The organism is Clostridioides sp. ES-S-0190-01 (assembly GCF_020658275.1).
GTDB lineage: Bacteria > Bacillota > Clostridia > Peptostreptococcales > Peptostreptococcaceae > Clostridioides.
In genome coordinates this window covers 164,805-188,358 of sequence record NZ_JACVWA010000012.1, presented here as the reverse complement: position 1 = coordinate 188,358, position 23,554 = coordinate 164,805, and the positions used below count along the sequence as shown (strand labels likewise).

The 23,554-nt window shown below is 29.6% G+C and carries 17 protein-coding genes and 1 other annotated feature; of the genes, 16 read left to right on the top strand and 1 reads right to left on the bottom strand.

Annotated features, from left to right (window positions below; genetic code table 11):
- Positions 1-274: 274 nt before the first annotated feature.
- From IC214_RS02450 to IC214_RS02395, 12 genes are all read left to right on the top strand, one after another.
- Entirely contained in the window at positions 275-1,651 is a 1,377-nt protein-coding gene (locus IC214_RS02450; protein ID WP_227824716.1) for a TrkH family potassium uptake protein, read from the top strand.
- A gap of 215 nt (positions 1,652-1,866) precedes the next feature.
- The gene (locus IC214_RS02445) at positions 1,867-2,538 is read left to right on the top strand and encodes a potassium channel family protein (RefSeq protein WP_227433473.1); all 672 of its coding nucleotides are present in this window, start codon (positions 1,867-1,869) and stop codon (positions 2,536-2,538) included.
- Between the two features lie 199 nt (positions 2,539-2,737).
- On the top strand, positions 2,738-3,535 hold the full coding sequence (locus IC214_RS02440; protein ID WP_227433472.1) for a TrmH family RNA methyltransferase: 798 nt from the start codon (positions 2,738-2,740) through the stop codon (positions 3,533-3,535).
- 198 nt (positions 3,536-3,733) lie between these two features.
- Positions 3,734-3,968 (top strand) — a binding site (T-box leader).
- 49 nt (positions 3,969-4,017) lie between these two features.
- On the top strand, positions 4,018-5,037 hold the full coding sequence (gene pheS, locus IC214_RS02435; RefSeq protein ID WP_227433471.1) for a phenylalanine--tRNA ligase subunit alpha: 1,020 nt from the start codon (positions 4,018-4,020) through the stop codon (positions 5,035-5,037).
- Between the two features lie 16 nt (positions 5,038-5,053).
- A complete protein-coding gene (gene pheT, locus IC214_RS02430) occupies positions 5,054-7,447 on the top strand; it encodes a phenylalanine--tRNA ligase subunit beta (RefSeq protein ID WP_227866174.1) in 2,394 nt (797 codons plus the stop codon).
- 23 nt (positions 7,448-7,470) lie between these two features.
- Positions 7,471-8,061 carry a cell division protein ZapA gene (gene zapA, locus IC214_RS02425; protein ID WP_227433469.1) on the top strand — a complete coding sequence of 197 codons (591 nt, stop codon included), beginning with the start codon at positions 7,471-7,473 and terminating at the stop codon, positions 8,059-8,061.
- Positions 8,062-8,264: 203 nt separating this feature from the next.
- The gene (locus IC214_RS02420) at positions 8,265-8,948 is read left to right on the top strand and encodes a YoaK family protein (RefSeq protein ID WP_227866173.1); all 684 of its coding nucleotides are present in this window, start codon (positions 8,265-8,267) and stop codon (positions 8,946-8,948) included.
- Positions 8,949-9,073: 125 nt separating this feature from the next.
- Positions 9,074-11,599: a U32 family peptidase gene (locus tag IC214_RS02415; protein WP_227866172.1), complete on the top strand. Its 2,526-nt coding sequence runs from the start codon at positions 9,074-9,076 to the stop codon at positions 11,597-11,599.
- A gap of 103 nt (positions 11,600-11,702) precedes the next feature.
- Positions 11,703-12,281 carry an HD domain-containing protein gene (locus IC214_RS02410; RefSeq protein ID WP_227824720.1) on the top strand — a complete coding sequence of 193 codons (579 nt, stop codon included), beginning with the start codon at positions 11,703-11,705 and terminating at the stop codon, positions 12,279-12,281.
- A 212-nt stretch (positions 12,282-12,493) separates the two neighbouring features.
- Positions 12,494-12,970 carry an NUDIX hydrolase gene (locus IC214_RS02405; protein ID WP_227433465.1) on the top strand — a complete coding sequence of 159 codons (477 nt, stop codon included), beginning with the start codon at positions 12,494-12,496 and terminating at the stop codon, positions 12,968-12,970.
- Between the two features lie 104 nt (positions 12,971-13,074).
- On the top strand, positions 13,075-13,896 hold the full coding sequence (locus IC214_RS02400; RefSeq protein ID WP_227824721.1) for a nitroreductase family protein: 822 nt from the start codon (positions 13,075-13,077) through the stop codon (positions 13,894-13,896).
- Between the two features lie 238 nt (positions 13,897-14,134).
- A complete protein-coding gene (locus IC214_RS02395) occupies positions 14,135-16,603 on the top strand; it encodes a diguanylate cyclase domain-containing protein (RefSeq protein ID WP_227433463.1) in 2,469 nt (822 codons plus the stop codon).
- Positions 16,604-16,919: 316 nt separating this feature from the next.
- Here IC214_RS02395 and IC214_RS02390 read toward each other — a convergent pair whose 3' ends face one another.
- Positions 16,920-18,371, bottom strand: coding sequence for an aminoacyl-histidine dipeptidase (locus IC214_RS02390; protein ID WP_227824723.1), 1,452 nt, complete (start codon positions 18,369-18,371; stop codon positions 16,920-16,922).
- 169 nt (positions 18,372-18,540) lie between these two features.
- Between IC214_RS02390 and IC214_RS20770 the strand changes: the two genes are divergently transcribed.
- From IC214_RS20770 to argS, 4 genes are all read left to right on the top strand, one after another.
- Positions 18,541-18,666, top strand: coding sequence for a hypothetical protein (locus tag IC214_RS20770; protein WP_255613105.1), 126 nt, complete (start codon positions 18,541-18,543; stop codon positions 18,664-18,666).
- A gap of 27 nt (positions 18,667-18,693) precedes the next feature.
- On the top strand, positions 18,694-21,072 hold the full coding sequence (locus IC214_RS02385; RefSeq protein WP_227483008.1) for an endonuclease MutS2: 2,379 nt from the start codon (positions 18,694-18,696) through the stop codon (positions 21,070-21,072).
- Between the two features lie 21 nt (positions 21,073-21,093).
- Complete coding sequence (locus tag IC214_RS02380; protein WP_227433460.1) at positions 21,094-21,510, top strand: DUF523 domain-containing protein; 417 nt, start codon at positions 21,094-21,096, stop codon at positions 21,508-21,510.
- 177 nt (positions 21,511-21,687) lie between these two features.
- Positions 21,688-23,388 carry an arginine--tRNA ligase gene (gene argS / locus IC214_RS02375; RefSeq protein WP_227433459.1) on the top strand — a complete coding sequence of 567 codons (1,701 nt, stop codon included), beginning with the start codon at positions 21,688-21,690 and terminating at the stop codon, positions 23,386-23,388.
- The last annotated feature ends 166 nt before the right edge of the window (positions 23,389-23,554 follow it).

Here is a 23,554-nt window from a genome sequence, read left to right as displayed (position 1 = left end):
AAATGATAAATAAATTTTAAGTATAAAATACGAAAAACTATTCTACTATTAGACTTATTATATGCAAAAAATATAGAAATTTTTGATGTAATTGAAATTAAAAGACATATATAAAAATTTGCAATATTCTAAACAAAATTTATAAAAATTCATATCATTGTCTTTATACAATATTTATACTATAATAGAGTAATAATTTAGAGGAAAACTCTAAAAATAAACAAATTAAAGGTCTTAACAGTAATGATTTTATGTTAAGGAGGTATAAAGAAAGTTGAAAACAATAGTTAGAAGACTTATTCTCTACGCAGATGGAATGCGACCTACTCAAATAATAGTATCTGGGTTTGCAGCAACTATTTTAATTGGAGCAATATTGTTAACACTCCCGATATCGTCACAGAGTAGAGAGAGTATAGGTTTATTAAATGCTCTATTTACAGCTACTTCAGCGGTTTGTGTTACTGGTCTAGTTATGGTAGATACAGCAACTTATTGGAGTTTATTTGGACAGATAGTAATAATAACATTGATACAAATTGGTGGTCTTGGATTTATGACCGTAGCTACAATGTTTTCACTTATGGCACGAAAAAAAATACAACTAAGAGAAAGATTATTGATACAAGAATCATTAAACCAAGCAGACTTATCAGGGCTAGTAAAACTTACAAGGTTTGTATTAATAATAACTATAACCATAGAGGGAATAGGAGCACTAGTCTTATCAACTGTCTTTATTCCACAATTTGGTTTATCTAGAGGGATATGGTATAGCGTATTTCACGCAATATCAGGGTTTTGTAATGCCGGATTTGACTTAATGGGTAGTGTAAGTGGGCCATTTACATCGCTAAATTCTTATGTAAACAATTTTATAGTATCAATGACTATTTGTGCACTTATAGTGTTAGGTGGATTAGGATTTCCAGTTGTTCTTGATATTGTAAGAAAAAGAAGATTTTCAAAATTAAATGTGCATTCTAAAGTTGTTTTATTTTCAACTGCAATACTTATTTTAGTAGGTGCAATATTTATTTTTCTTATAGAGTTTAACCAAAAGGCCACTATGGCAGATTTACCTGTAAAAGGGAAAATATTATCAGCGATATTTCAATCAGTAACAGCAAGAACTGCTGGTTTTAATACACTTGATTTAGCTACTTTACAAGAAAGTAGTATATTTATAATGATAATTTTGATGTTTATTGGAGCATCACCTGCATCTACTGGTGGAGGTATCAAAACAACAACATTAGCAGTTTTAATAATTACAGTTAGAAGTTTTTTATCAGGAAAATCTGATATAGAAACTTTTGAGAGAAGACTGGCTCCAACAACTATAAAAAAATCTCTAGGGATATTTGTAATTAGTATATCCGCAGTTATTTTTGGAACTTTGATTATTTCAATAACTCAACCTAAGTTTACACTAGTTCAATCAGCATTTGAGGTTACATCAGCACTAGCTACAGTTGGTTCAAGTTTAGCTGGAAGTGCAAATCTAAATGCTTTAGGTAAGGTTATAATAATAATCTTTATGTTTATGGGGAGAGTTGGTTCTCTTACTTTATTTATGGCTATACTTTCTGGAGGTAGAAGAAAGAGTCAGCCAGTTAGATACGCAGAAGGCAAGATTATGGTTGGTTAGAGTACCATTTATTAGATAAATCTATTAATAATGATATATAATCTAGGAAAATGAATTTGATATAATCAATTAAATAAATCAATTAATGATAGAAATAATCTAGCAAATAAATTTAGCTATGATTAATAAAATAAAAATATTAAAATTAATTTATCTATATAAAAGTTAATTTAATAGATATTATACAAATTGTGTATTAGGGAGGAAGTTTCGAGATGAAGCAATATATAGTCATTGGATGTGGGAGATTCGGAAGTTCAGTTGCATCTACTATGCATCTTTTAGGACATCAAGTAATGGCAATAGACAAAAATGAAGATTCAGTTCAAAGTATATCTGATAAAGTAACTCATTCACTTATAGTGGATGTTACTGAGGAACAAGCATTAAGATCATTGGGTTTAGGTAACTTTGATGTAGCAGTAGTTGCAATAGGTTCTGATATAAGAGCATCTATAATGGCGACTCTTATAGCCAAAGAAATGGGTGTAGAGTTAATAATATGTAAGGCAAAAGATGAATTGCAAGCCAAAGTTCTTTATAAGATTGGTGCAGATAGAGTTGTATTTCCAGAAAGAGATATGGGAGTAAGAGTTGCACATAATTTAGTTTCTGACAATATATTAGACCATATTGAACTTGACCCAGAATATTCAATTGTTGAAATCGTAACTCCAAATGGTTGGGTTGGTAAAACACTTGTAGAACTTGAGCTTAGAGCTAGATATGAGATAACTGTGCTTGCCATCAAGACTGGTAAAAATATAAATGTGACACCTTCTCCTGATGAGGAACTTACAGCTGGAAGTATATTGGTTATAATTGGTCAAAACACTAGCATAACAGCTATTACATCTGGAAATAAGGGTATAATTAGAAGAAGATAGTTTATTATTTAAGATATATTTGATTGCAATGAAAGTAGATAGTATCATATAATTATGAATAGTTATATGATACTATTTTTATTTTAATCGAGAATAGAGTTTCAATCGAGAATAGAATTTTAATAGAAATAAAGATTTTAGAAGTAGGATAAAGAATGATAAGGAGGTTGTGCTAATATCAAGTTAGCATTTATATAAAATGATTACAACTATAAGCAGTAAGGATAATGAAAGATTAAAATATACTAAAGCATTATTAAAGTCAAAAAATAGAACAAAAGAATCAAAGTTCATAATAGAAGGGTACAGAATAGTAGTGCTTGCACTTGAATGTAATGCAAATCTTGATTATGTATTTATCAATGAGGATTTTGAAAATAAAAAGGAACACATGGAATTATTAGAAAACTTAGATAAAAAAAACACAAATATATATAAGACTACTAATAAAAACTTTAAGGAACTTGTAGACACAGAAAATACTCAAGGTATAATAGGTGTAGTTTCATTTAAGGAAAAAAATTTAAAAGAAAGTATAAATGAAAAAGATAAGTTTGTATTAATTTTAGACAGAATACAAGACCCAGGAAATATGGGAACAATAATAAGGACTGCTGACTCTGCTGGAGTAGATGCAATAATAGCACTAAAGGGATGCGTCGATATATACAATCCAAAAGTAATTAGGTCAACTATGGGCTCTATTTTTGATATGAATATAATCAATGCCATACAAGATGAAACTGTGGATATACTTAAATCACAAGGATTTAATATAGTTTCAAGTTATTTAAATACAGATAATTTTTATGACAAAATAGACTACGGTTCAAAAGTAGCTTTGGTGATAGGAAACGAAGCAAATGGGATAAATGAAGAGCTTGTATCAAAATCTGATATTTTGGTTAAAATACCTATATATGGCAAAGCTGAGTCGTTAAATGCGGCAATAAGTTCTGCTATATTGATGTATGAAATAAAAAAATACTTAATTTAATGTATTGTAATAAATATAATGTCGTGTTATAATCTTGAATTAAATAGTAGAGTATCAAAAATAGTCAATATATTTTAAGCATGATTGATAAAAATATTATATGATTGTACTTTAAAATAGTCACAATAAAATAATCATATAGATAATCACAAAATATAGATATAAATGATATAATACTAAAATAAACAATATAATATTGTAAATGCAATGAAAGAGGAAAGTATTTTGATTAAACTTAGTAAAGAGATAAACACCTAGGCTGGGAGTGTTTTCTAAGAGGTCAGGAGAAGTTCCCTCTAGAGTAACAAAGCTGAAATTTGATAGTAGGCTTTGACGTGAAAAACGCGTTAAGTTTGTTAGAGGTGGTTTGATGATTTTTAGATTGTTAAACTACTAGGGTGGTACCGCGAAACTATAGCCTTTCGTCCCTAGACAGGGATTGAGGGGCTTTTTTTATACAAAAAAACGAAAGGGTGATATGTGTGCAAGAAAAATTACTTGCTTTACGTGAAGCAGCTTTAGCTGAAATAAAAGAGGCACAAAGCATAGAAAATGTAGAAAGTTTAAGAGTTAAGTATTTAGGAAAAAAAGGTGAGATAACTGCCATACTTAAAGAGATGGGTAAATTATCTGCTGAAGAAAGACCAGTAGTTGGAAAAGTTGCCAATGATGTAAGAGAGAATATTGAACTTAGCATAAATTCCAAAAAAGAAGAAATAAATGCTATTGAAAAAGAAAGAAAGTTAAGAGAAGAAGTAATAGATGTTACTCAACCTGGAAAAGTATTGAAAGTTGGAAAGAAACATCCAATAACTCAAATTATAGATGAAGTAACAGATATATTTATAGGAATGGGATTCTCTATAGCAGAAGGTCCAGAAGTTGAAACAGTTGAAAATAACTTTGATGCATTAAATGCTCCTAAAGACCATCCATCAAGAGATATGAGTGATACATTCTATATCAATGATGGTGTATTACTTAGAACTCAAACGTCTCCAGTTCAAGTAAGATCTATGAGAAGCCAAGAGTTACCAATTAAAGTAATAGCACCAGGTAGATGCTTTAGATTTGATTCACCAGATGCGACACATTCACCAATGTTCCATCAAATAGAAGGACTTGTTGTTGGAAAAGATGTTACTATGGCAGAATTTAAAGGAACTATGGATATCTTCGTTGAAAAATTGTTTGGTTCTGATATCAAAACTAAGTTTAGACCTCATAACTTCCCATTTACAGAACCAAGTGCAGAGGTTGATGTTACTTGTTTCAAATGTGGTGGTAAAGGTTGCCCAATGTGTAAGTATGAAGGTTGGATAGAAATATTAGGTTCAGGTATGGTTCATCCAAATGTACTTAGAAATTGCGGAATAGACCCAGAAGTTTACAGTGGATTTGCATTTGGAGTTGGGGTTGAAAGACTTGCAATGCTTAAATATGAAATAGATGATATTAGATTATTATTCGAAAATGATATGAGATTCTTAAATCAATTTTAATTAGGAGGGTGTGTAGATGTTAGTATCTTTAAAATGGCTTAGAGACTATGTCGATATAGACATGGATGTAAAAGAGTTCGCTGATAAAATGACAATGACAGGAACTAAAGTTGAAACAATAGATTATTATGGTGAAGAAGTAGAAAATATATTAGTTGGAAAGATTTTAGAAATAAAACAACATCCAAATGCTGATAAGTTAGTTGTAACTAAAGTAGATGTTGGAGAGAAAGTTGTTCAAATAGTTACAGGAGCTACAAATATATCAGAAGGAGATTATATTCCAGTAGCTGTAAATGGTTCTAAATTACCTGGAGGAGTTGAAATTAAACAAACTGACTTCAGAGGTGAATTATCAGATGGTATGATGTGTTCAGCAGCTGAATTAGGTATAGATGAACATTATATTGAAGAATACAAAAGAGGTGGTATATATATTTTAGACCACGAAGACTCTTATGAATTAGAAAAAGATGTAAAAGATGTTTTAGGATTAAATGATGCTTTAATAGATTTTGAATTAACTTCAAACAGACCTGACTGCAAATGTATGATGGGGATAGCTAGAGAAGCAGCTGCAACTATAGGAACAAAAGTAAAATATCCTGAAATAGAAGTAAAAGAAAGTGACGAGGAAATAGACTTCAAAGTTGAGATAGATAATCCAGATTTATGTAGAAGATATGTTGCTAGAATGGTAACTGATGTAAAAATAGAACCTTCTCCATACTGGATGCAAAGAAGACTTACAGAAGCAGGTGTAAGACCTATAAGTAACATAGTTGATATAACAAACTTTGTAATGTTAGAGCTTGGTCAACCACTTCATGCTTTTGATATAAATCAAGTAGAAACAGGAAGAATAGTAGTAAGAACTGCTAAAGATGGAGAAAAGCTTGTAACACTAGATGATGTTGAAAGAACATTAGACAAAGATATGTTAGTTATAACAAATGGAGAAAAATCACTTGGTCTAGCTGGTGTAATGGGTGGTGCAAACTCAGAAATAACTGACAAGACAAAGACTGTACTTTTCGAAAGTGCCAATTTCAAGCCAGAAAACATAAGAATGACAGCTAAAAAAGTGGGAATTAGGTCAGAAGCATCTTCAAGAAATGAAAAAGCCTTAGACCCTAATCTTGCAGAAATAGCAGCAAATAGAGCTGTACAACTTGTTGAAATGTTAGGTGCTGGAAAAGTATTAAAAGGAACTGTTGATGTATATCCAAATAAACCAGAACCTAAAAAATTAGTAGTAAATCCTCAAAGAATCAACCATCTTTTAGGTGTAGATGTACCAATGGAACAATTTGTAGGAATTTTAGAATCATTAGAATTTAAATGCAATTTAATTGCTGATGATAAGCTAGAAGTAGATGTACCAAGTTTCAGAACAGATATGGAGCAAGAAGCTGATGTATGGGAAGAAATAGCTAGAATTTATGGATTTGAAAATATACCTTCTGTACAATTAGAAGGAAATACAACTGCAGGGGTTAAAACTCCAAAACAAAAATTCATGGAAGCGCTAAAAAATAATTCAACTGCTGTAGGATTAAATGAAATATTAACATATTCATTTGTAAGCCCTAAGGGAGTTGACAAGATAAGAGTACCAGAAGGTAATATAAAGAGAAACTTTGTTAAGTTGATGAACCCATTAGGAGAAGAAACTTCTGTAATGAGAACTACTTTAATACCAAATATGTTAGATGTTTTATCAACTAATATATCTCATAAGATAGAAGAAGTATCAGCATTTGAGTGTGGACATATATTCACACCACAAGATTCAGAACTTCCTATGGAAGCAAATAGAATGTGTGTAGGTATGTATGGTAAAGATGTAGATTTCTTTGCATTAAAGGGAGCTATAGAAACTGTACTTGTAAATGTAGGATTTAAAGATTATGAAATTGAATCTCAAGATAATAATACTACCTTCCACCCTGGTAGATGTGCTAAAATAGTGTATAATAATAAATATGTAGGTACATTAGGTGAATTGCATCCAGATGTTATAGAAAACTACAATCTAGGGCAAAGAGTTTATGTTGCTGAAATAGATATTGATTTTGTATTTGATAATTCTGATAGAACAAAGAATTATGTACCATTACCAAAATATCCATCTACATCTAGAGATATAGCTCTTATTGTTAAGGATGATGTATTTGTAAAACAAATAGAAGATATAATAAAGGAAAATGGTCAAGGATTAGTAGAAAGCTACAAATTATTTGATGTTTACAAAGGTTCTCAAATAGAAGCTGGATATAAATCAATTGCATATTCAATAACTTATAGAAGTAAAGATAAAACTCTAACAGATGAAGAAGTAGCTAAGGTGCATGATAAGATATTAAGTGAATTAAGCAAAAAATTGAATGCTAACTTAAGATCAAATTAACAACTAATGTCGGGGAGGTTAGGATGAACAAAGTAATGGTAAAAATCCATGGCGCTGAGTATCCAATGGTTGGAGACAAGTCAGAGAAATTTATGATTAGTATTGCTGATTTTGTTGACAAAGAAATGGATAAGATAACACGTCAAAACCCGAAGCTAAGCTTATCAGTTGCTGCAATATTAACTGCATTAAATATATCAGACCTTTTATTTGAATGTTCAGATGAAAATGAGAGGTTGATTAAAGCTAATGAAGAATTGAGTAAGAAGGTTGGTTCATCCAACGAAGAACTTCAATTAGAAATCAAATCTTTAAAACTTACAATAGCAGAAAAAGAAGCAGAAAATCGTGAAACTGAAGCTAAAATGAAAGAGTTAATTGAGATTATAGAAAATAAAAAGCAAGAAATATTTGAACTTAGTAATACAACAGAAGGCTCTAAAGCCGAGTTAGATGCTTATAAAAACAAGATAGAAGAGTTAACTGCTCAGCTTGAAGAATCAAATGAAAGAGCTACTATAGCTGAAAATTTAGCTTCTGAGTTTCAAAACAAGGCTTATGATTTACAGCTAAAATGTACAGGGTTAAATAATGATGTAAAAAACGTGGAATAAATTAAAAGATTTGCTGTCTCTTGTTTTTTGAGACAGCTTCTTTTAATTTATAAATAATAAATATAAATAACATGTAATGTATACATATAACTAGTGTATAAATAATATGTAAATATAAAATTTTTTTAAAATATTAAAATAAAAAATAATATCTAAAAGAATTTTGATTTGGTATCTATCAATAGAAAGTGAGATGTTTATATATGACAAAACAGAGCCAGATGTCTGAATCATTCTTCTTATGCGCTTTATTGGCAATGACAGGAGGATTTTTAGATATTTATACTTATGTAGTAAGAGGAAAAGTATTTGCTAATGCACAGACTGGAAATATAGTTTTATTTGGTCTTAACATAGCAGAAGGTAATGTCAGGAAATCTTTTTATTATTTTATTCCTATTTTGGCTTTTATTTTAGGGGTGTTGATAGCAGAAAAAATAAGAAATCATTTTAAAAATAATAATAGAAAGATTCATTGGCGACAAGTTATCATTGGAATTGAAATGATTACTATACTTATTGTTTCTTTTATTCCTCAAGGAAAATTTAATATGTTTGTAAATGTTGCTATATCTTTCATTTGTTCAATGCAAGTTGAGAGTTTTAGAAAGGTAAATGGCAACACATTTGCAACAACAATGTGTACTGGTAATTTAAGAAGTGCTACAGAAACACTATTTCATTATGTGCAAACTAAAAATATTTTTATGATAAAGAAGAGTTTGCAGTATTATGCTATTATTATATTCTTTATTTTGGGAGCTATTTTGGGAACTGTTTTTACAAAGATTTTTGTGGAAAAATCTATATTAATATGTTTCCTTATTTTATCAGTAGTCTTTATAGTTATGTTTATCAATAAAGATGATTCTTTTAATTTAAATTAACAAAACAATAGAGTCATTATTTGATATACTTTAAATATAGTAAGTAGTATATAAATTTAGTGTAAATGTGTAAATTATAGACATGATAACATTAAGTTTAACAAGTATATATAGAGGAGAAAAATATGAAAAAAATAGAATTACTTGCACCAGTTGGCTCTTTTGATTCCTTGAAAGCAGCAGTACAAAATGGGGCAAATGCTGTGTACTTAGGTGGAAAAGACTTTAGTGCGAGAGCATCTGCAAATAACTTTGATAGAAATGAGTTGATTGAAGCTGTTAAATATTGTCATATAAGAGGAGTACAAGTATTTGTCACTGTAAATACATTGATAAAACAGTATGAGATAGAAGATTTTGTCGAGTATGTAAAATTTTTATATGATATAGATATTGATGCATTAATAGTTCAAGATATAGGTATGGCAAGGCTTATAAAAAAATTACTACCTGATTTTGAATTACATGCAAGTACTCAGATGGTAGCTCATTCCCTAGAAGATGTAAAATACCTTCAAAGCGTAGGATTTGATAGGGTAGTTTTGGCAAGAGAATTAAATGTTGATGAGATAAAATGGATTTGTGAAAATACAACTGTAGATGTAGAAGTATTTGTGCATGGGGCTTTATGTGTATGTTATTCAGGTCAATGTCTTATGAGCAGTATGATAGGAAACAGGTCTGGAAACAGAGGAAGATGTGCACAACCATGTAGACAAAAATATGAGTTAATAGATATAAATACAGGTGAAGTTGTAAATAGTAATGGAGATTACTTATTAAGCCCTAGAGATTTAAGTACTATAGAAGATTTAGACAAAATAATCGAAGCAGGGGTATTATCTCTAAAAATTGAAGGAAGAATGAAAAAGCCAGAATATGTAGCTACTGTAGTTTCAGGATATAGAGAAGCGATTAATGAGTTTATAAGTGAGAATAAAATAAATATTTCTGAGGAAATAATAAATAATTTGTATACTATCTTCAATAGAAAGTTTACTAAAGGATATATATTAGGTGAAGTTGGTAAGGATATAATGAATTCTGATAGACCTAACAATCAAGGTCTATATGTTGGAAAAGTCTTAGACCATAATAGAAAAACAAAGAGACTTAGAGTGATACTAGAGAATACCCTTAAAAAAGGAGATGGAATCAACTTAGGTGGAGGAACTATTGGAAGAATTATAAAAGATGGAGAGATAACTACAATAGCACACAAAGGAGATTTAATCGAATTAGATTTTATTGGGGAAGCAAAGAGAAATCAACTTATATTCAAGACTTCAGACAGTGAATTAATGGACAAAGTACAGTCTACATTTCAGCAAGATAAAGAACTTATAAAAACTAACATAAATGCAAAAGTAAGTATTAAATTGGGTGAAAAGCCAGTACTCTCTATAAGTGATTTTTGTGGTAATAAAGCAGTTGTAGAGGGTGAAAAGGTAGCTGAAAAAGCTATAAAAGTTGCTTTAAGTGAAGAAAAAATCGAAACACAGATTCAAAAACTTGGAAACACGCCTTATAAATTAAAAGATATAGACATTGATTTAGACGAAGGTGTAAGTATACCTATAAGTATATTAAATCAAATGAGAAGAGATTGTATTGAGCTTTTGGATGAGGAAAGAATAAGGATAAAAGAGAGAAGATTTAAGGAAAGTAAATTAAAATATAAACCAGCTAAAATAAATCGACATAAAGAATTTAATACAACTCCTAAACTTAGAGTTAAAGTTAAGAATTTAGAGCAATTAGAAGCAGTACTAAAATATAATGTAGATTTAATTTATTATGAAGATATAAATACGCTATTTGAAGCTTTGGAAATAGCTTCAAGTATTTCTAAAGAATCAGTTAATTTAAGTTCAAATATAGATAGTGTAAATTCTTCATTAAATATAGATGATGTAAATGTTTCAAGTGAAAGAACATCTAGCTTTGAAGATAGATTAATCTATTCAGCACCAAGAATTATTAGAAATAGAGAATACAAACAGTTTGAAGTATTAGATAATATAAAAGGGCTAAATAAAATTCAAATTGGTAATTGGGGTTCTATGGATTATTTTAAAGATAAAAATCTAAATATAGATTGCTATTTGAATACTTTTAATAGTGAAAGTATAAATCACTTTAGGGATACAGGAGCAAATACGGTTTGTTTATCACAGGAGTTAAATTTAAGTGAAATTGAACAAACATTAAAATATACAGATGCAGAAATTGAAGCAGTGATATATGGATATACGCCTATGATGGTCACAGAATACTGTCCTATGGGGGTTGTTGTTAGAGATTGTAAAAAAGATAAGAGAGTAGCTAAATGTAAGGAGAGCAGTTATGCTCTAAGAGATTTTACAGATGCAAGTTATAGGATAACACAAGATATATTCTGTAGAAGCACTATTTACAATTCAAAGGTAACCTGTATGTTGGACAATCTTTATGAATTAGATGAGATTGGAGTAGATGTATTTAGAATAGATTTTACAGTGGAAAATAGTGAAATGGTAGAGAAAGTTATTGAAGCTCATATTGAGGTTTTAAACAATAATTATAAACTTGGAGAAAAAGCTACTAACTTATATAAGCAATTGGATGAAATTGGAACAGTTGCAGGACACTACTATAAAGGTGTAGAATAGATATAACATGAAAAATATACATAAATATATAAAAACTCTTGAATTTATGTGTATTAATATATAAAAATATCATATCTATGAAAAAACAGGGGGATTACTGAAAATGAGAGAAGAAGCTTTAGACATTTTATTTAAGTATTTAGAAACTGATAGAATGAGAAAACATTGTTATGCAGTTGAAGCAGTTATGAAAGATTTAGCCAAAAGACTAGAGCCAGAGAAAGAAGAAAAATGGGCGGTTGCAGGTCTTTTACATGATTTGGATTCAGATATAGTTGGAAGAAAGCCAGGAGAAATCTGTGAAGGTCATGCAACAACAACTGTAGAACTTCTTAAAAAAGAAAATTTTGGTGATGAAGAAATGTATAGAGCAATACTTGGTCATCATGATGGTATGGGGGTTACAAGAACTAGTTTAATGGAAAAAGCTATATATGCAGCAGACCCTATAACTGGATTTATAACTGCAATAGCTTTAGTTTATCCAGATAAAAAACTTATGAGTGTAAAGACAAAATCTGTAATTAAAAGAATGAAAGAAACAAGATTTGCTTCAAATGTAAATAGAGATGCAATGAGAAGTATAGAAGATATAGGGATTCCATTTGATGAATTTGCAGAGCTTTCTCTTAATGCAATGAAAAATATTAGTGATGTACTTGAAAACAATGAAAATGAGTAAATAAGGAAAATAACAATAAATTTAAAAATGTGAATTGACAAATAATTAGTTTAAATAAATGACTATAATTAATATAAACTTAAGGTCAACTTGTTAATAATTGACTGCAATGAGTAATTATAGTGATTCTTTGCATCAGTAATTATAGTAATAAACTTAAATATATAAAATAAGTAAATGAAAAATAGAAAAGAGAAAGTAAGGCGAAGTATATGAAACTTACGACTATTTGTTATATAGAAAAAGATAGTAAGACTTTAATGTTGTATAGAAATAAGAAGAAAGATGATGTACATGAAGGTAAGTATGTAGGTGTTGGTGGAAAATTTGAGCAGGGAGAAACACCAGAAGAATGTATAGTCAGAGAAGTTAAAGAAGAAACAGGTCTTACTCTTAAGTCATTAACATATAAAGGATTGATAACTTTTCCAAAATTTAAAGATGAAGAAGATTGGTATATGTTTTTGTATTTTTCAGATGAATTTGAAGGAACTTTATCTAACAAAGATTTAGATAATTGTAAAGAAGGCAAGTTACTTTGGGTTGATAATGATAAAATATTTGACTTAAATATGTGGGAAGGCGACAGATTATTTTTAGATTGGGCTAAAAAAGGCAAAATTTTTAGTGCAAAGATAACATATGATAATGGTAAATTGAAAGATTACAGTGTAAATTTTTTAGATTAATTAAAAAATTAAAGCCTATGTATTGTTAAAAAAATAAAAATTGACTAGGACAACTATTTGATTTATACTAGAGTAAAAATTTTAAAATGGAGGAATAATCTGGAATGATAGACATAAATTTAGACAAATGTGTAGGATGTGGTATGTGTGAGTCAGACTGCCTTGTAAATGCAATAAGGGTTAAAGAAGATAAAGCAAAGGTGAAAAATATTCTCTGTATTAATTGTGGTCATTGTATGGCTATATGTCCAACAGATGCAATAGAAATGCAAGGATTTGATAAAAATGAAGTATTAGAATTCAATCATGAAAATTTTGAACTAGAGCCTGAAAAATTACTAAACTTTATCAAATTTAGAAGAAGTATAAGAAGCTATAAAGACATAGAGGTAGAAGAAGAAAAAATAAAAAACATAGTAGAAGCAGGAAGATACACACCAACAGGTGGAAATAGACAACCGATAAGATACATATTAGTAAAAGAAAAACTAAAAGAAGTAAAAGAATTAGCAATAGAAGGGCTTTATAACTTGGCATTAAATACTGATGATGAAGACCCTGTACGTTCTATATATAAAAATACATTTAAGAGAATGTACAAAAGATATAAAGAAGAAGGATATGATTCTCTATTCTATGATGCACCATTACTTATGGTAGTAGTTGGTGATACTTCTTTAGGAGGAAGTGTATATGTAGATGGTGGATTAGCTGCGTCTAATATGGAGCTTATGGCTTATTCTCAAGGATTAGGAATGTGCTACAATGGATTCTTTGTTATGGCATCAAATGTAGAGCCAAAGTTAAAGGAATTATTGGGAATGAATGATAATGAAGCAGTTATAACTTCATTTATATTGGGATACCCAAGTGTAAAATATAAGAGAACTGTAAATAGAAATAGTGCTAAATTTGAAATAAGATAGAACTTAGAATGTATTATATACTCAAGATTAGCACAAGATAATGTATACATTTAATATAGTAAATTTGTTGTAATAATCAAATAAATCAGTTATAATCTAGGTATATTGTATATGGTGAGGATATTTAAATTTTTAAGTAAATTTTTATATCCTTTTTTATGCTAATCTACTTTTTCATATCTAAAAGTTTAAGTAGTAATTTGCATTGTAAATCTTAATTATATGGAGGATTAGTGTAGTGAATTCAAAAAAATTACTTTTATTAATTATTGTAATTGCATCCATATTCACTTCTTGCATATTTCCTTTTAATGTCAATGCTCTAGGTAGTGATAATCGTACTATTCGGGTTGCTTATCCTATTCAAAAAGGGTTAACTGAACTAGATAAACAAGGTAAGTACTCTGGATATACATACGAATATCTGTTAGAAATTGCACAATATACTGGATGGAATTATGAATTTGTTCAAGTATCTGGTGATGAAAATGAAGTTCTTACAAAACTAATGAAAATGTTAGAAAAAGGTGAGATTGATATAATGGGAAGCATGTTATACAATGAGCAGATGGAAAAATTGTATAATTATGCAGGTAATAGTTATGGAGTAGTAAATACAGTATTACAAGTATTATATGAAAATACAGCTATTGATAGTATAAGGTTAGAAGCTATGAAAGAAATTCGTATTGCTGTAATAGAGAATTCTAATACTAGGCTTAAAGAATTAAATGAATATTGCAAGATGAATTTAATATCACCTAAATTGGTATATTGTAAGTCACAAGAAGAACAATTACAAGCACTAAAGGTTGGTGAAGCAGATGCACTGCTTAATGTGAGTGTGAGTCCAATGGAAGGTGTGCGTACTATAGCTAAATTCTCACCAAAGCCATTCTATTTTATTACACCTAAAGGAAGTACAGACTTAACTCAAAGACTCAATTCAGCAATTAATAATATCGAACAGACAGACCCATATTTTTCGACTGCTTTGTATGAAAAATATTTTACACCAGAAAATAGTAAGATGATTTTGTCTGATGATGAAACTACATATATTAAAGATATAGATACATTAAAAGTTGGAGTACTTTTAAATAAGCCACCATTTCAAAACATAGATAAAAAAACAGGAGAATTAAAGGGTATATCAATAGATTTATTAAATCACATATCTGATAAAACTAGATTGAAGTTTGAACTGGTGCCTGTAAAGTCACAAAAAGATTTGGATAAAATGACTAAAAATCATGAAATTGATATTGTAGCAGGAATGATTTATGATTATGAAGATTCTCGTAAACACAATGTGACTATGTCTCGACCATTTGTTTCCACCCAATATATTATGATGATTAATAACAAATTAAATGAAAATAGTTTAGATGGAAAACGTCTAGCTCTACCTAAAGGGACTGGTTATGATAATTATTTTAATGGGGATGTCATATGGTATGATACTTTGGAAGAGTGTATAGAAGCTGTTAACAAAGGGTTTGCAGATTATACTTATGGAGAAGGATATTCTATACAGTACTATATTAATCAACCTAAGTACAAAAACGTACGTTTAGTTCCACAGACTTATGAATCACAGAGTATTTGCTTTGGAATAGTTAAACCAAGTAAGCAGGAATTATTGGGTATATTTAATAAAGCTATTATAAGCATTCCATCAGAAAAGATGCAATCAATTATCTATCAAAACACTACATATAGACAAGACTTTTCACTACTTTATATTATGCAACAAAATCCAATTGAAACTATTTTAATAGTTGCTAGTTTATTACTTTGCATTATTGGAGGTATGGCATGGAGCCTGCATACACGTAAAAGTATGAATCAGAAAATATCTTTGGAACTTAAAAAGCATGCTGAAGTTTATGAAATGGCAAGTGAATACTTTTTTGAATATGATTATAAACGAGATAAATTGATAGTTTCTATGAAAGGGAAAGGAATTAGTACTTATTATGGTATAAGTAAGAGTGCTATGAGTGAGATTGAAATAGAACATAATAAAAAGTTTTTTGATGTAATCAAGTCACAGGAGAATGGGACGACTGAAATGTATTCTATATGCGCTGATGGTAGTTGTCACTGGATTAGAATTACTTCAAAAATAATTTATAATGAAAAAAGTGTACCAGTGTATGTAATTGGAAAAATATCTAATATTGATTCTGAAAAAGAGGAAAAAGATAAGTTACTGGATAAGGTTCAAAAAGATGGCTTAACAAATATTCTTAATTCAGCATATATTAGAAAGTTAACTACAGAAAGTTTATCTAATTTATCTCCTAACAAAAATGGAGCTTTGTTAATTTTAGATATTGATTATTTTAAGTCTATTAATGATACTTATGGGCATTTAATTGGAGATAAAATATTAATTGATGTTGCAAAAGTACTTGCTAGAAGTTTTGAAAAAAATGATATTGTTGGTCGATTGGGTGGAGACGAGTTTAGTATCTATATTAAAGATATAATAAATAAGGAAGAACTTGTCAATAAATGTAATGAAGTATATAAACAAATTCACCTCATAAAACTGCCAAGTGGAAAAAGCATATCTATAAGTATGGGTGTAGTAATAACAAAATATGGACAGAAATATGACGAATTATATCAAATGGCAGATGATGCTCTTTATGATTCTAAGAAGCAAGGAAGAAATAAATTTAAAATAGTAGGAGTATAATTTTTAGTAAGATTTACTATAAAAATTGTAAATAAGATACAATTGAACGAGTTTTGTATAATTGTACATAAAAGAGATGTATTAATTTATATAAGATTCAGTATAAAAATATAATAAATTTTTAAATAAAAAGTATCTAATAAATCTTTTTAAAGTAAAAATAATAAAGCCCAATGACGTATGTTATTATCATCATTAGGCTTTATTTCTATGAATTAATACTAAAATTAAACTTGATGCTAACATTAGTATTAATTTACAGGTTAATTTTATATGGATTTACTTAGAATTAAAATCTGCTTCTTAAAACTTAGTCTTAATATTGGTTCATAGATTTTAATATTTCAATAACATAATCCCAAACATTAGCAATAGAAGGTATACTAACGTGTTCTTTTGGAGTATGAACATCAAACATATCTGGTCCTATAGAGATAGCTTCAGCATGAGGAAGTTTATCAAGTAATAATCCACACTCAAGACCAGCATGTAGAGCCATAACAGTAGGAACTTTACCAGTTAATTTCTCATAAGTTTCACTACATATTTTTTCTAATTTAGAACCTTTTTTAAATTCCCAAGCTGGATATTGAGATGTAAGACCATAGTCAGCACCTAAAGCTTGAGCTAAAAGTCTTATTCTATCAGCTATCTCATCTCTAATAGACATAACAGAACTTCTAACAGAAGTTAAGAATTCAATAGTTGATTCTTTAGTTTCAATTATAGCAAAGTTAGTAGAACTTTCAACTAATCCTTCTATATCAAGACTTACAGATTGAACACCATGAGGAGTTAAGCTTGACATTTGAATAACTTTTTCTTTGCAGTCTTTAGTAAGAGCTTTAGTTGCAGAAGTTTCAACTACTGAATAAGCCATATCAGGGTCAGAAGTAGTAAACTCATGTTTAAATGCAGTTAAAATATCATTTATTTGTTTTTTAGCAGATTCAACATCAGCTTTATCAACAGCTATTATACATTTAGCTTCACGAGGTATAGCATTATGCTTAGTACCACCATCAACTGAAACTAATTCGTAATCAACATCTAGTACGCTTAATACTCTAGCTATTGCTTTGTTAGCATTTGCTCTTTGTAAAACAATTTCCATACCAGAATGTCCACCTAATAATCCAGTAACTTCAACTAATAAAGCTTGCTTGTCAGCTCCAACTTCTTTGTACTCAACAGGTAGACTAACAACACAAGTTTTACCACCAGCACAACTAACTAATAGATATCCTTCTTCCTCGGAGTCCATGTTTAGGATATATTGACCTTTGATTAAGCTTGGGTCTAATGCATCAGCACCATTCATACCATCTTCTTCATTAACAGTAACTAAAACTTCTAATGCTGGATGCTCTAAAGTATTATCTTCTAATATAGCCATACCCATAGCAACAGCGATACCATTGTCAGCTCCAAGAGTAGTTCCAGTAGCGTATATCATATCACCATTAATTCTTAATTTTATAGGGTCTTTAAGAAAATCATGTTCAACATTCTTTTCTTTTTCACAAACCATATCCATATGTCCTTGAAGAACTACTCCTGGACAATTTTCATATCCTTTTGTAGCAGGCTTTCTTATTATTATGTTTAAACTTTCATCCTGGATAGTTTCAAGCCCTAAATTTTTACCAAAGCTAAGTAAATAATCACTTATGCCTTTCTCGTTTCCAGAACCTCTAGGAATTTGAGATATTTTCTCAAAGTTTTTAAAAACATTTTCTGGCTTTAATCCTTCTAATACGTTTCCCATGACTTGTGTTCCTCCTTAATTTATCTATATAAGTAGCTATTTTTATAAAATAAGCTAAAATAAACTCCTTTAAAAAATATTAAAGAAGATTTTTTAACAGATTATATTACAAATAAAGCATGTTTATGTATAATATATAGATAGCTACATACATAGTATAATACAAAATATGTTTAAAATATATCTAAAAGAGAAAAAATATAATAAATTTAGAAATAAAAAAGAAATAAAACTTGCAGTTTTTATTGAAAATGCTTGGAAAGCATACATTTTAAATATTAAAGAAAAAAGTTAAAATATTGAGGATGGTGAATATAGAAAAATGAATGAGAAATCGTTAAGAGTTCTAGAATACAATAAAATAATAGATTTATTAAAGAAGAAAGCCTCATCTTCTTTAGGTCTAAAATATATAGAAAGTTTAGTTCCAAATACTGATTTTGTAGAAGTAAAGTCCATGCTAGAAGAAACTAGTGAAGCTCAATCAATTATTATAAAGAGAGGTTCAGTAGGTTTGGATGGTATTCATGATATAGAAGATAAGGTTAAAAGAGCCTATATAGGTGCATCTCTTGACCCAGGAAGTTTAATTATGATAGCGGATACTTTAAGAGTAGCTAGAAGATTAAAAAATAGTCTATCTAGCAGTGATGAAGAAGATTTTAATTATCCAATAATACAATCTCTATCAAATTCTCTATATGTATATAAAGATATAGAAGAACAGATATACAATGCGATAATAAGTGAAGTAGAAATATCTGACAATGCTTCAAGTACACTTAGAGATATCAGAAGAAGAATAGCTCAAAAAAATCAATCCATTAGGTCTAAATTAAATTCAATAATAAGTTCAACTACTTATCAAAAATACTTACAAGATGCCATAATTTCTCTAAGAGGTGATAGATTTGTAGTACCTGTAAAATCTGAATATAGGTCGCAAGTAGCTGGTATAGTACATGACCAGTCATCTTCTGGTGCGACACTTTTTATAGAGCCAATGACTATAGTAGAGATGAACAATGAGTTAAGACAGCTAAAATTAGGAGAGCAAGAAGAGATAGAGAGAATTTTATCAGAACTTTCTGCAATGGTTGGAGAAGTAAGTGAAGATTTGATATCCAATCAAGAGATACTTGGAAGATTAGACTTTGCATTTTCAAAAGGAAAACTTTCTATACAAATGAGAGGTATAGAGCCTACATTAAATGAGGATAAATATTTAAATATAAAAAATGGAAGACATCCACTATTAGATAAGAAAAAAGTAGTGGCAAATACTATTTATTTAGGAAGAGACTTCCACACATTGGTAATAACAGGTCCAAATACAGGTGGTAAAACAGTTACAATAAAAACTGTAGGTTTATTTGCACTTATGACACAAAGTGGACTTCACATACCTGCTGATTATGGAAGTAGTATGTGTGTATATGATAATGTATTTGCAGATATAGGAGATGAACAAAGTATTGAGCAAAGTTTATCTACATTTTCATCTCACATGACAAATATAGTATCAATACTAAAAACCGTAACAGCAGACTCTTTAGTTATATTTGACGAATTAGGAGCAGGAACAGACCCTGTTGAGGGAGCTGCACTTGCAATAGCAGTATTAGAAGATATAAACTCTGTAGGAGCGAAATGTATAGCAACTACTCACTATAGTGAACTTAAAAATTATGCTCTTACTAAATCTGGTGTAGAAAATGCAGCAGTTGAATTTGATATAGAAACTTTAAGTCCAACATATAAGTTACTTATAGGTGTTCCTGGAAAATCAAATGCGTTTGAGATTTCCAGAAAACTTGGACTTAGTGACTATGTAATTTCACGTGCCAAAGAATATATAAACACAGATAACATAGCTTTAGAAGATGTATTACAAAATGTTGAAAAGAACAGAATCAAAGCTATTGAAGATAGAGAAGAAGCTGAGAGATTGAAGGAAGAGATAGAAAGACTAAAAGTAGAATACGACGAAAAACTTGAAAAATTAGTTACTCAAAGAGATAAGATGATTGAAAAGGCTAAATCAGAAGCATTTTCAATAACAAGACAAGCTAAGGAAGAAGTAGACCTTATAATAAAGGAACTTAGAAGTTTAGAACAAGAAAGAGCTTCTAAAGAAAAAAATCGTAAAATAGAAGAACTTAGAAAAGAATTGACTAGTTCTATGGGAAGTCTTCAACCGACAGTAAAAAGTATGATAGTTCCAAAAGTTTCAAGTAAAGAAATAAAAGACCTAAAACCAGGGGAAGAAGTTAGAGTAATAACTTTAAATCAAAATGGTAGTGTGGTTTCTGTAGACAAAAAGAGAAAAGAAGCAGTAGTGCAAATTGGTATAATGAAGATGACTCTACCTTTTAAATCTTTACAAAAATCTCACAAGGATGTTTCAAAACACGTTACTAAATCAACAAGAAATATCATAAGGGCAAAATCTGGAAATATAAAAAGTGAAGTTGACCTTAGAGGTTTAAATTTAGAAGAAGCTATAATGGAAGTCGAAAAATATCTAGATGATGCATATGTAGCAGGTCTAGAATCTGTAACAGTAATACATGGAATTGGTACAGGAGTGCTAAAATCAGGACTACAAGACATTTTAAGAAAAAATAGACATGTAAAATCACAAAGAGGTGGCCAGTATGGAGAAGGTGGAGCAGGAGTAACAATTGTTAAACTAAAATAATTTGTATAGGAGCACATTTTTATGATATTAGTATCTGCATGTTTAATAGGAATAAATTGTAAATATAGTGGCGATAATAATGAAAATGAAGAAGTAAAAGAATACCTAAAAGGTAAAGATTTTACTCTTGTATGTCCAGAACAGTTAGGTGGTTTATCTACACCAAGACCTCCTGCTGAGATAGTTGATGGAAAAGTAATCACAAAAGAAGATAATAAAGATGTAACAGAAAACTTTGTAAGAGGGGCTGAAGAAACTCTAAAAATAGCAAGATTATATGTATGTAGCGAAGCAATACTAAAAGAGGGTAGCCCCTCTTGTGGATGTAATCTAGTGTATGATGGTAGTTTTTCAGGCAAAAAAATACCAGGGAAAGGTATCACAGCAAAGTTACTGGAAGAAGAAGGAATAAAAGTCAAGAGTGAAAAAGACTTATAGAAAAGCAATAATCGTATAGATAAAAACTGTAATTATAGTATTTTTAATATATACAGAAAACATAATTATTAAAGTGTTTTGCCCTGTAATGAAATACTTGAAAAAACACTAAATTTGATTTAACATAAAGAGATAAGCACAATATAAACCAGGAACAATGTAGAGAGGAGCAACAAGATGCAAGATTTCAAGGTAGCAATATCAAATTGCCTTAAAGAGAAAATAGAAGAACTGTCGATAGAAGAGATAGAGGCACTTATAGAAGTTCCACCAAACAAGGACATGGGTGACTATGCTTTTCCATGCTTTAAATTAGCTAAAGTATTTAGAAAAGCTCCAAACATGATAGCAAGTGAATTAGCAGAAAGTATAGAAGCTAGTGGAGAGATAACAAAAGTAATACAATTAGGCGGATATGTGAATTTCTTTGTAAACAAATCTCAATTAGCAGAAACTGTAATCAAAAAAGTATTAGATGAAAAAGAAAATTATGGTCGTAGTGATTTTGGAAAAGATAAAACTGTAATAGTTGAATACTCTTCTCCAAATATAGCAAAGCCTTTCCATATAGGGCATATAAGAACTACAGTAATAGGTAATGCTCTATATAAGATATATGAATCACAAGGATACAAAACTATAAGAATAAATCATTTAGGTGACTATGGAACTCAATTTGGTAAGTTAATAGTGGCCTTTAAAAAGTGGGGAGAAAAGGAAGTAGTAGAATCTAATCCAATCCCAGAATTATTAAAATTATATGTAAGATTCCATGAGGAAGCAGAACAACATCCAGAAATGGAAGATGAAGCAAGAGCATGGTTTACTAAATTAGAAAATGGTGACGAAGAAGCAAAAGAATTATGGCAATGGTTTAGAGATGAAAGTCTAAAAGAATTTAGTAGAGTATATAAACTTTTAGATATAGAATTTGATTCTTTAGCAGGTGAAAGTTTCTATTCTGATAAGATGGACAGAGTAATAGAGTTGTTAGAAGAGAAAAATCTTTTACAAGAGTCTAAAGGTGCAAGAATCGTTGATTTAGAAGAATATAAGATGCCACCAGCTCTTATTACTAAGAATGATGGCTCAACATTATATATGACAAGAGATTTAGCTGCAGCAATATATAGAAAAGAAACTTATGATTTTGATAAGTGTATATATGTAGTTGGTTCTCAACAAAACCTACATTTCCAACAATGGTTTAAAGTAATTGAACTTATGGGATATGAATGGGCAAAAGACTTAGTGCATGTTGGATTTGGTATGGTAGCTCTTGAAGAAGGGACTATGTCAACTAGAAAAGGAAGAGTTGTATTTTTAGAAGATGCATTAAATCAAGCTATAGATAAAACTAAGGATATTATACTAACTAAAAACCCAGATGCTAAAAATGTAGATGAAATATCTAAACAAGTAGGTGTTGGAGCTGTAGTATTCCAAGAACTATCTAATAGTAGAATAAAAGACTATACTTTCTCATGGGAAAGAACATTAAGCTTTGATGGAGAGACTGGGCCATATGTTCAATATACACATGCTAGATGTTGTGCAGTTTTAAGAAAAGCAAAAGAAGAAATCACTTCTGATATAGATTATAGTCTATTGGCTGATGAAGATAGTGCAGAAGTTCTTAGAGTTATAGAGTCATTTAATAAAAATATTTTACTTGCTCTAAAGAAGAATGAACCGCATATAGTTACAAGATTTATGCTAGATTTAGCTCAAGCGTTTAATAAATTTTATCATGACAATCCAATTTTAGTGGAAAATTTAGAGATTAGAAAATCGAGACTTGCTTTGGTACAAGCCACAAAACAAACTTTAGAAAATTCTCTGAAGCTGTTGGGAATGCACGCTCCAGAAAGAATGTAATACAACAAAATGTTGAAATAAAAAGAATAAAATTGAACTTAGTACGCAATTTGTATAACTGTAGAATATAGGGATGTCGAAAACTGATGCTTTACATATAAAAAAGTAGTATCGTATAATAATATATAGATAGTAGATTACAATGATTTTTGTACACTACTATCCC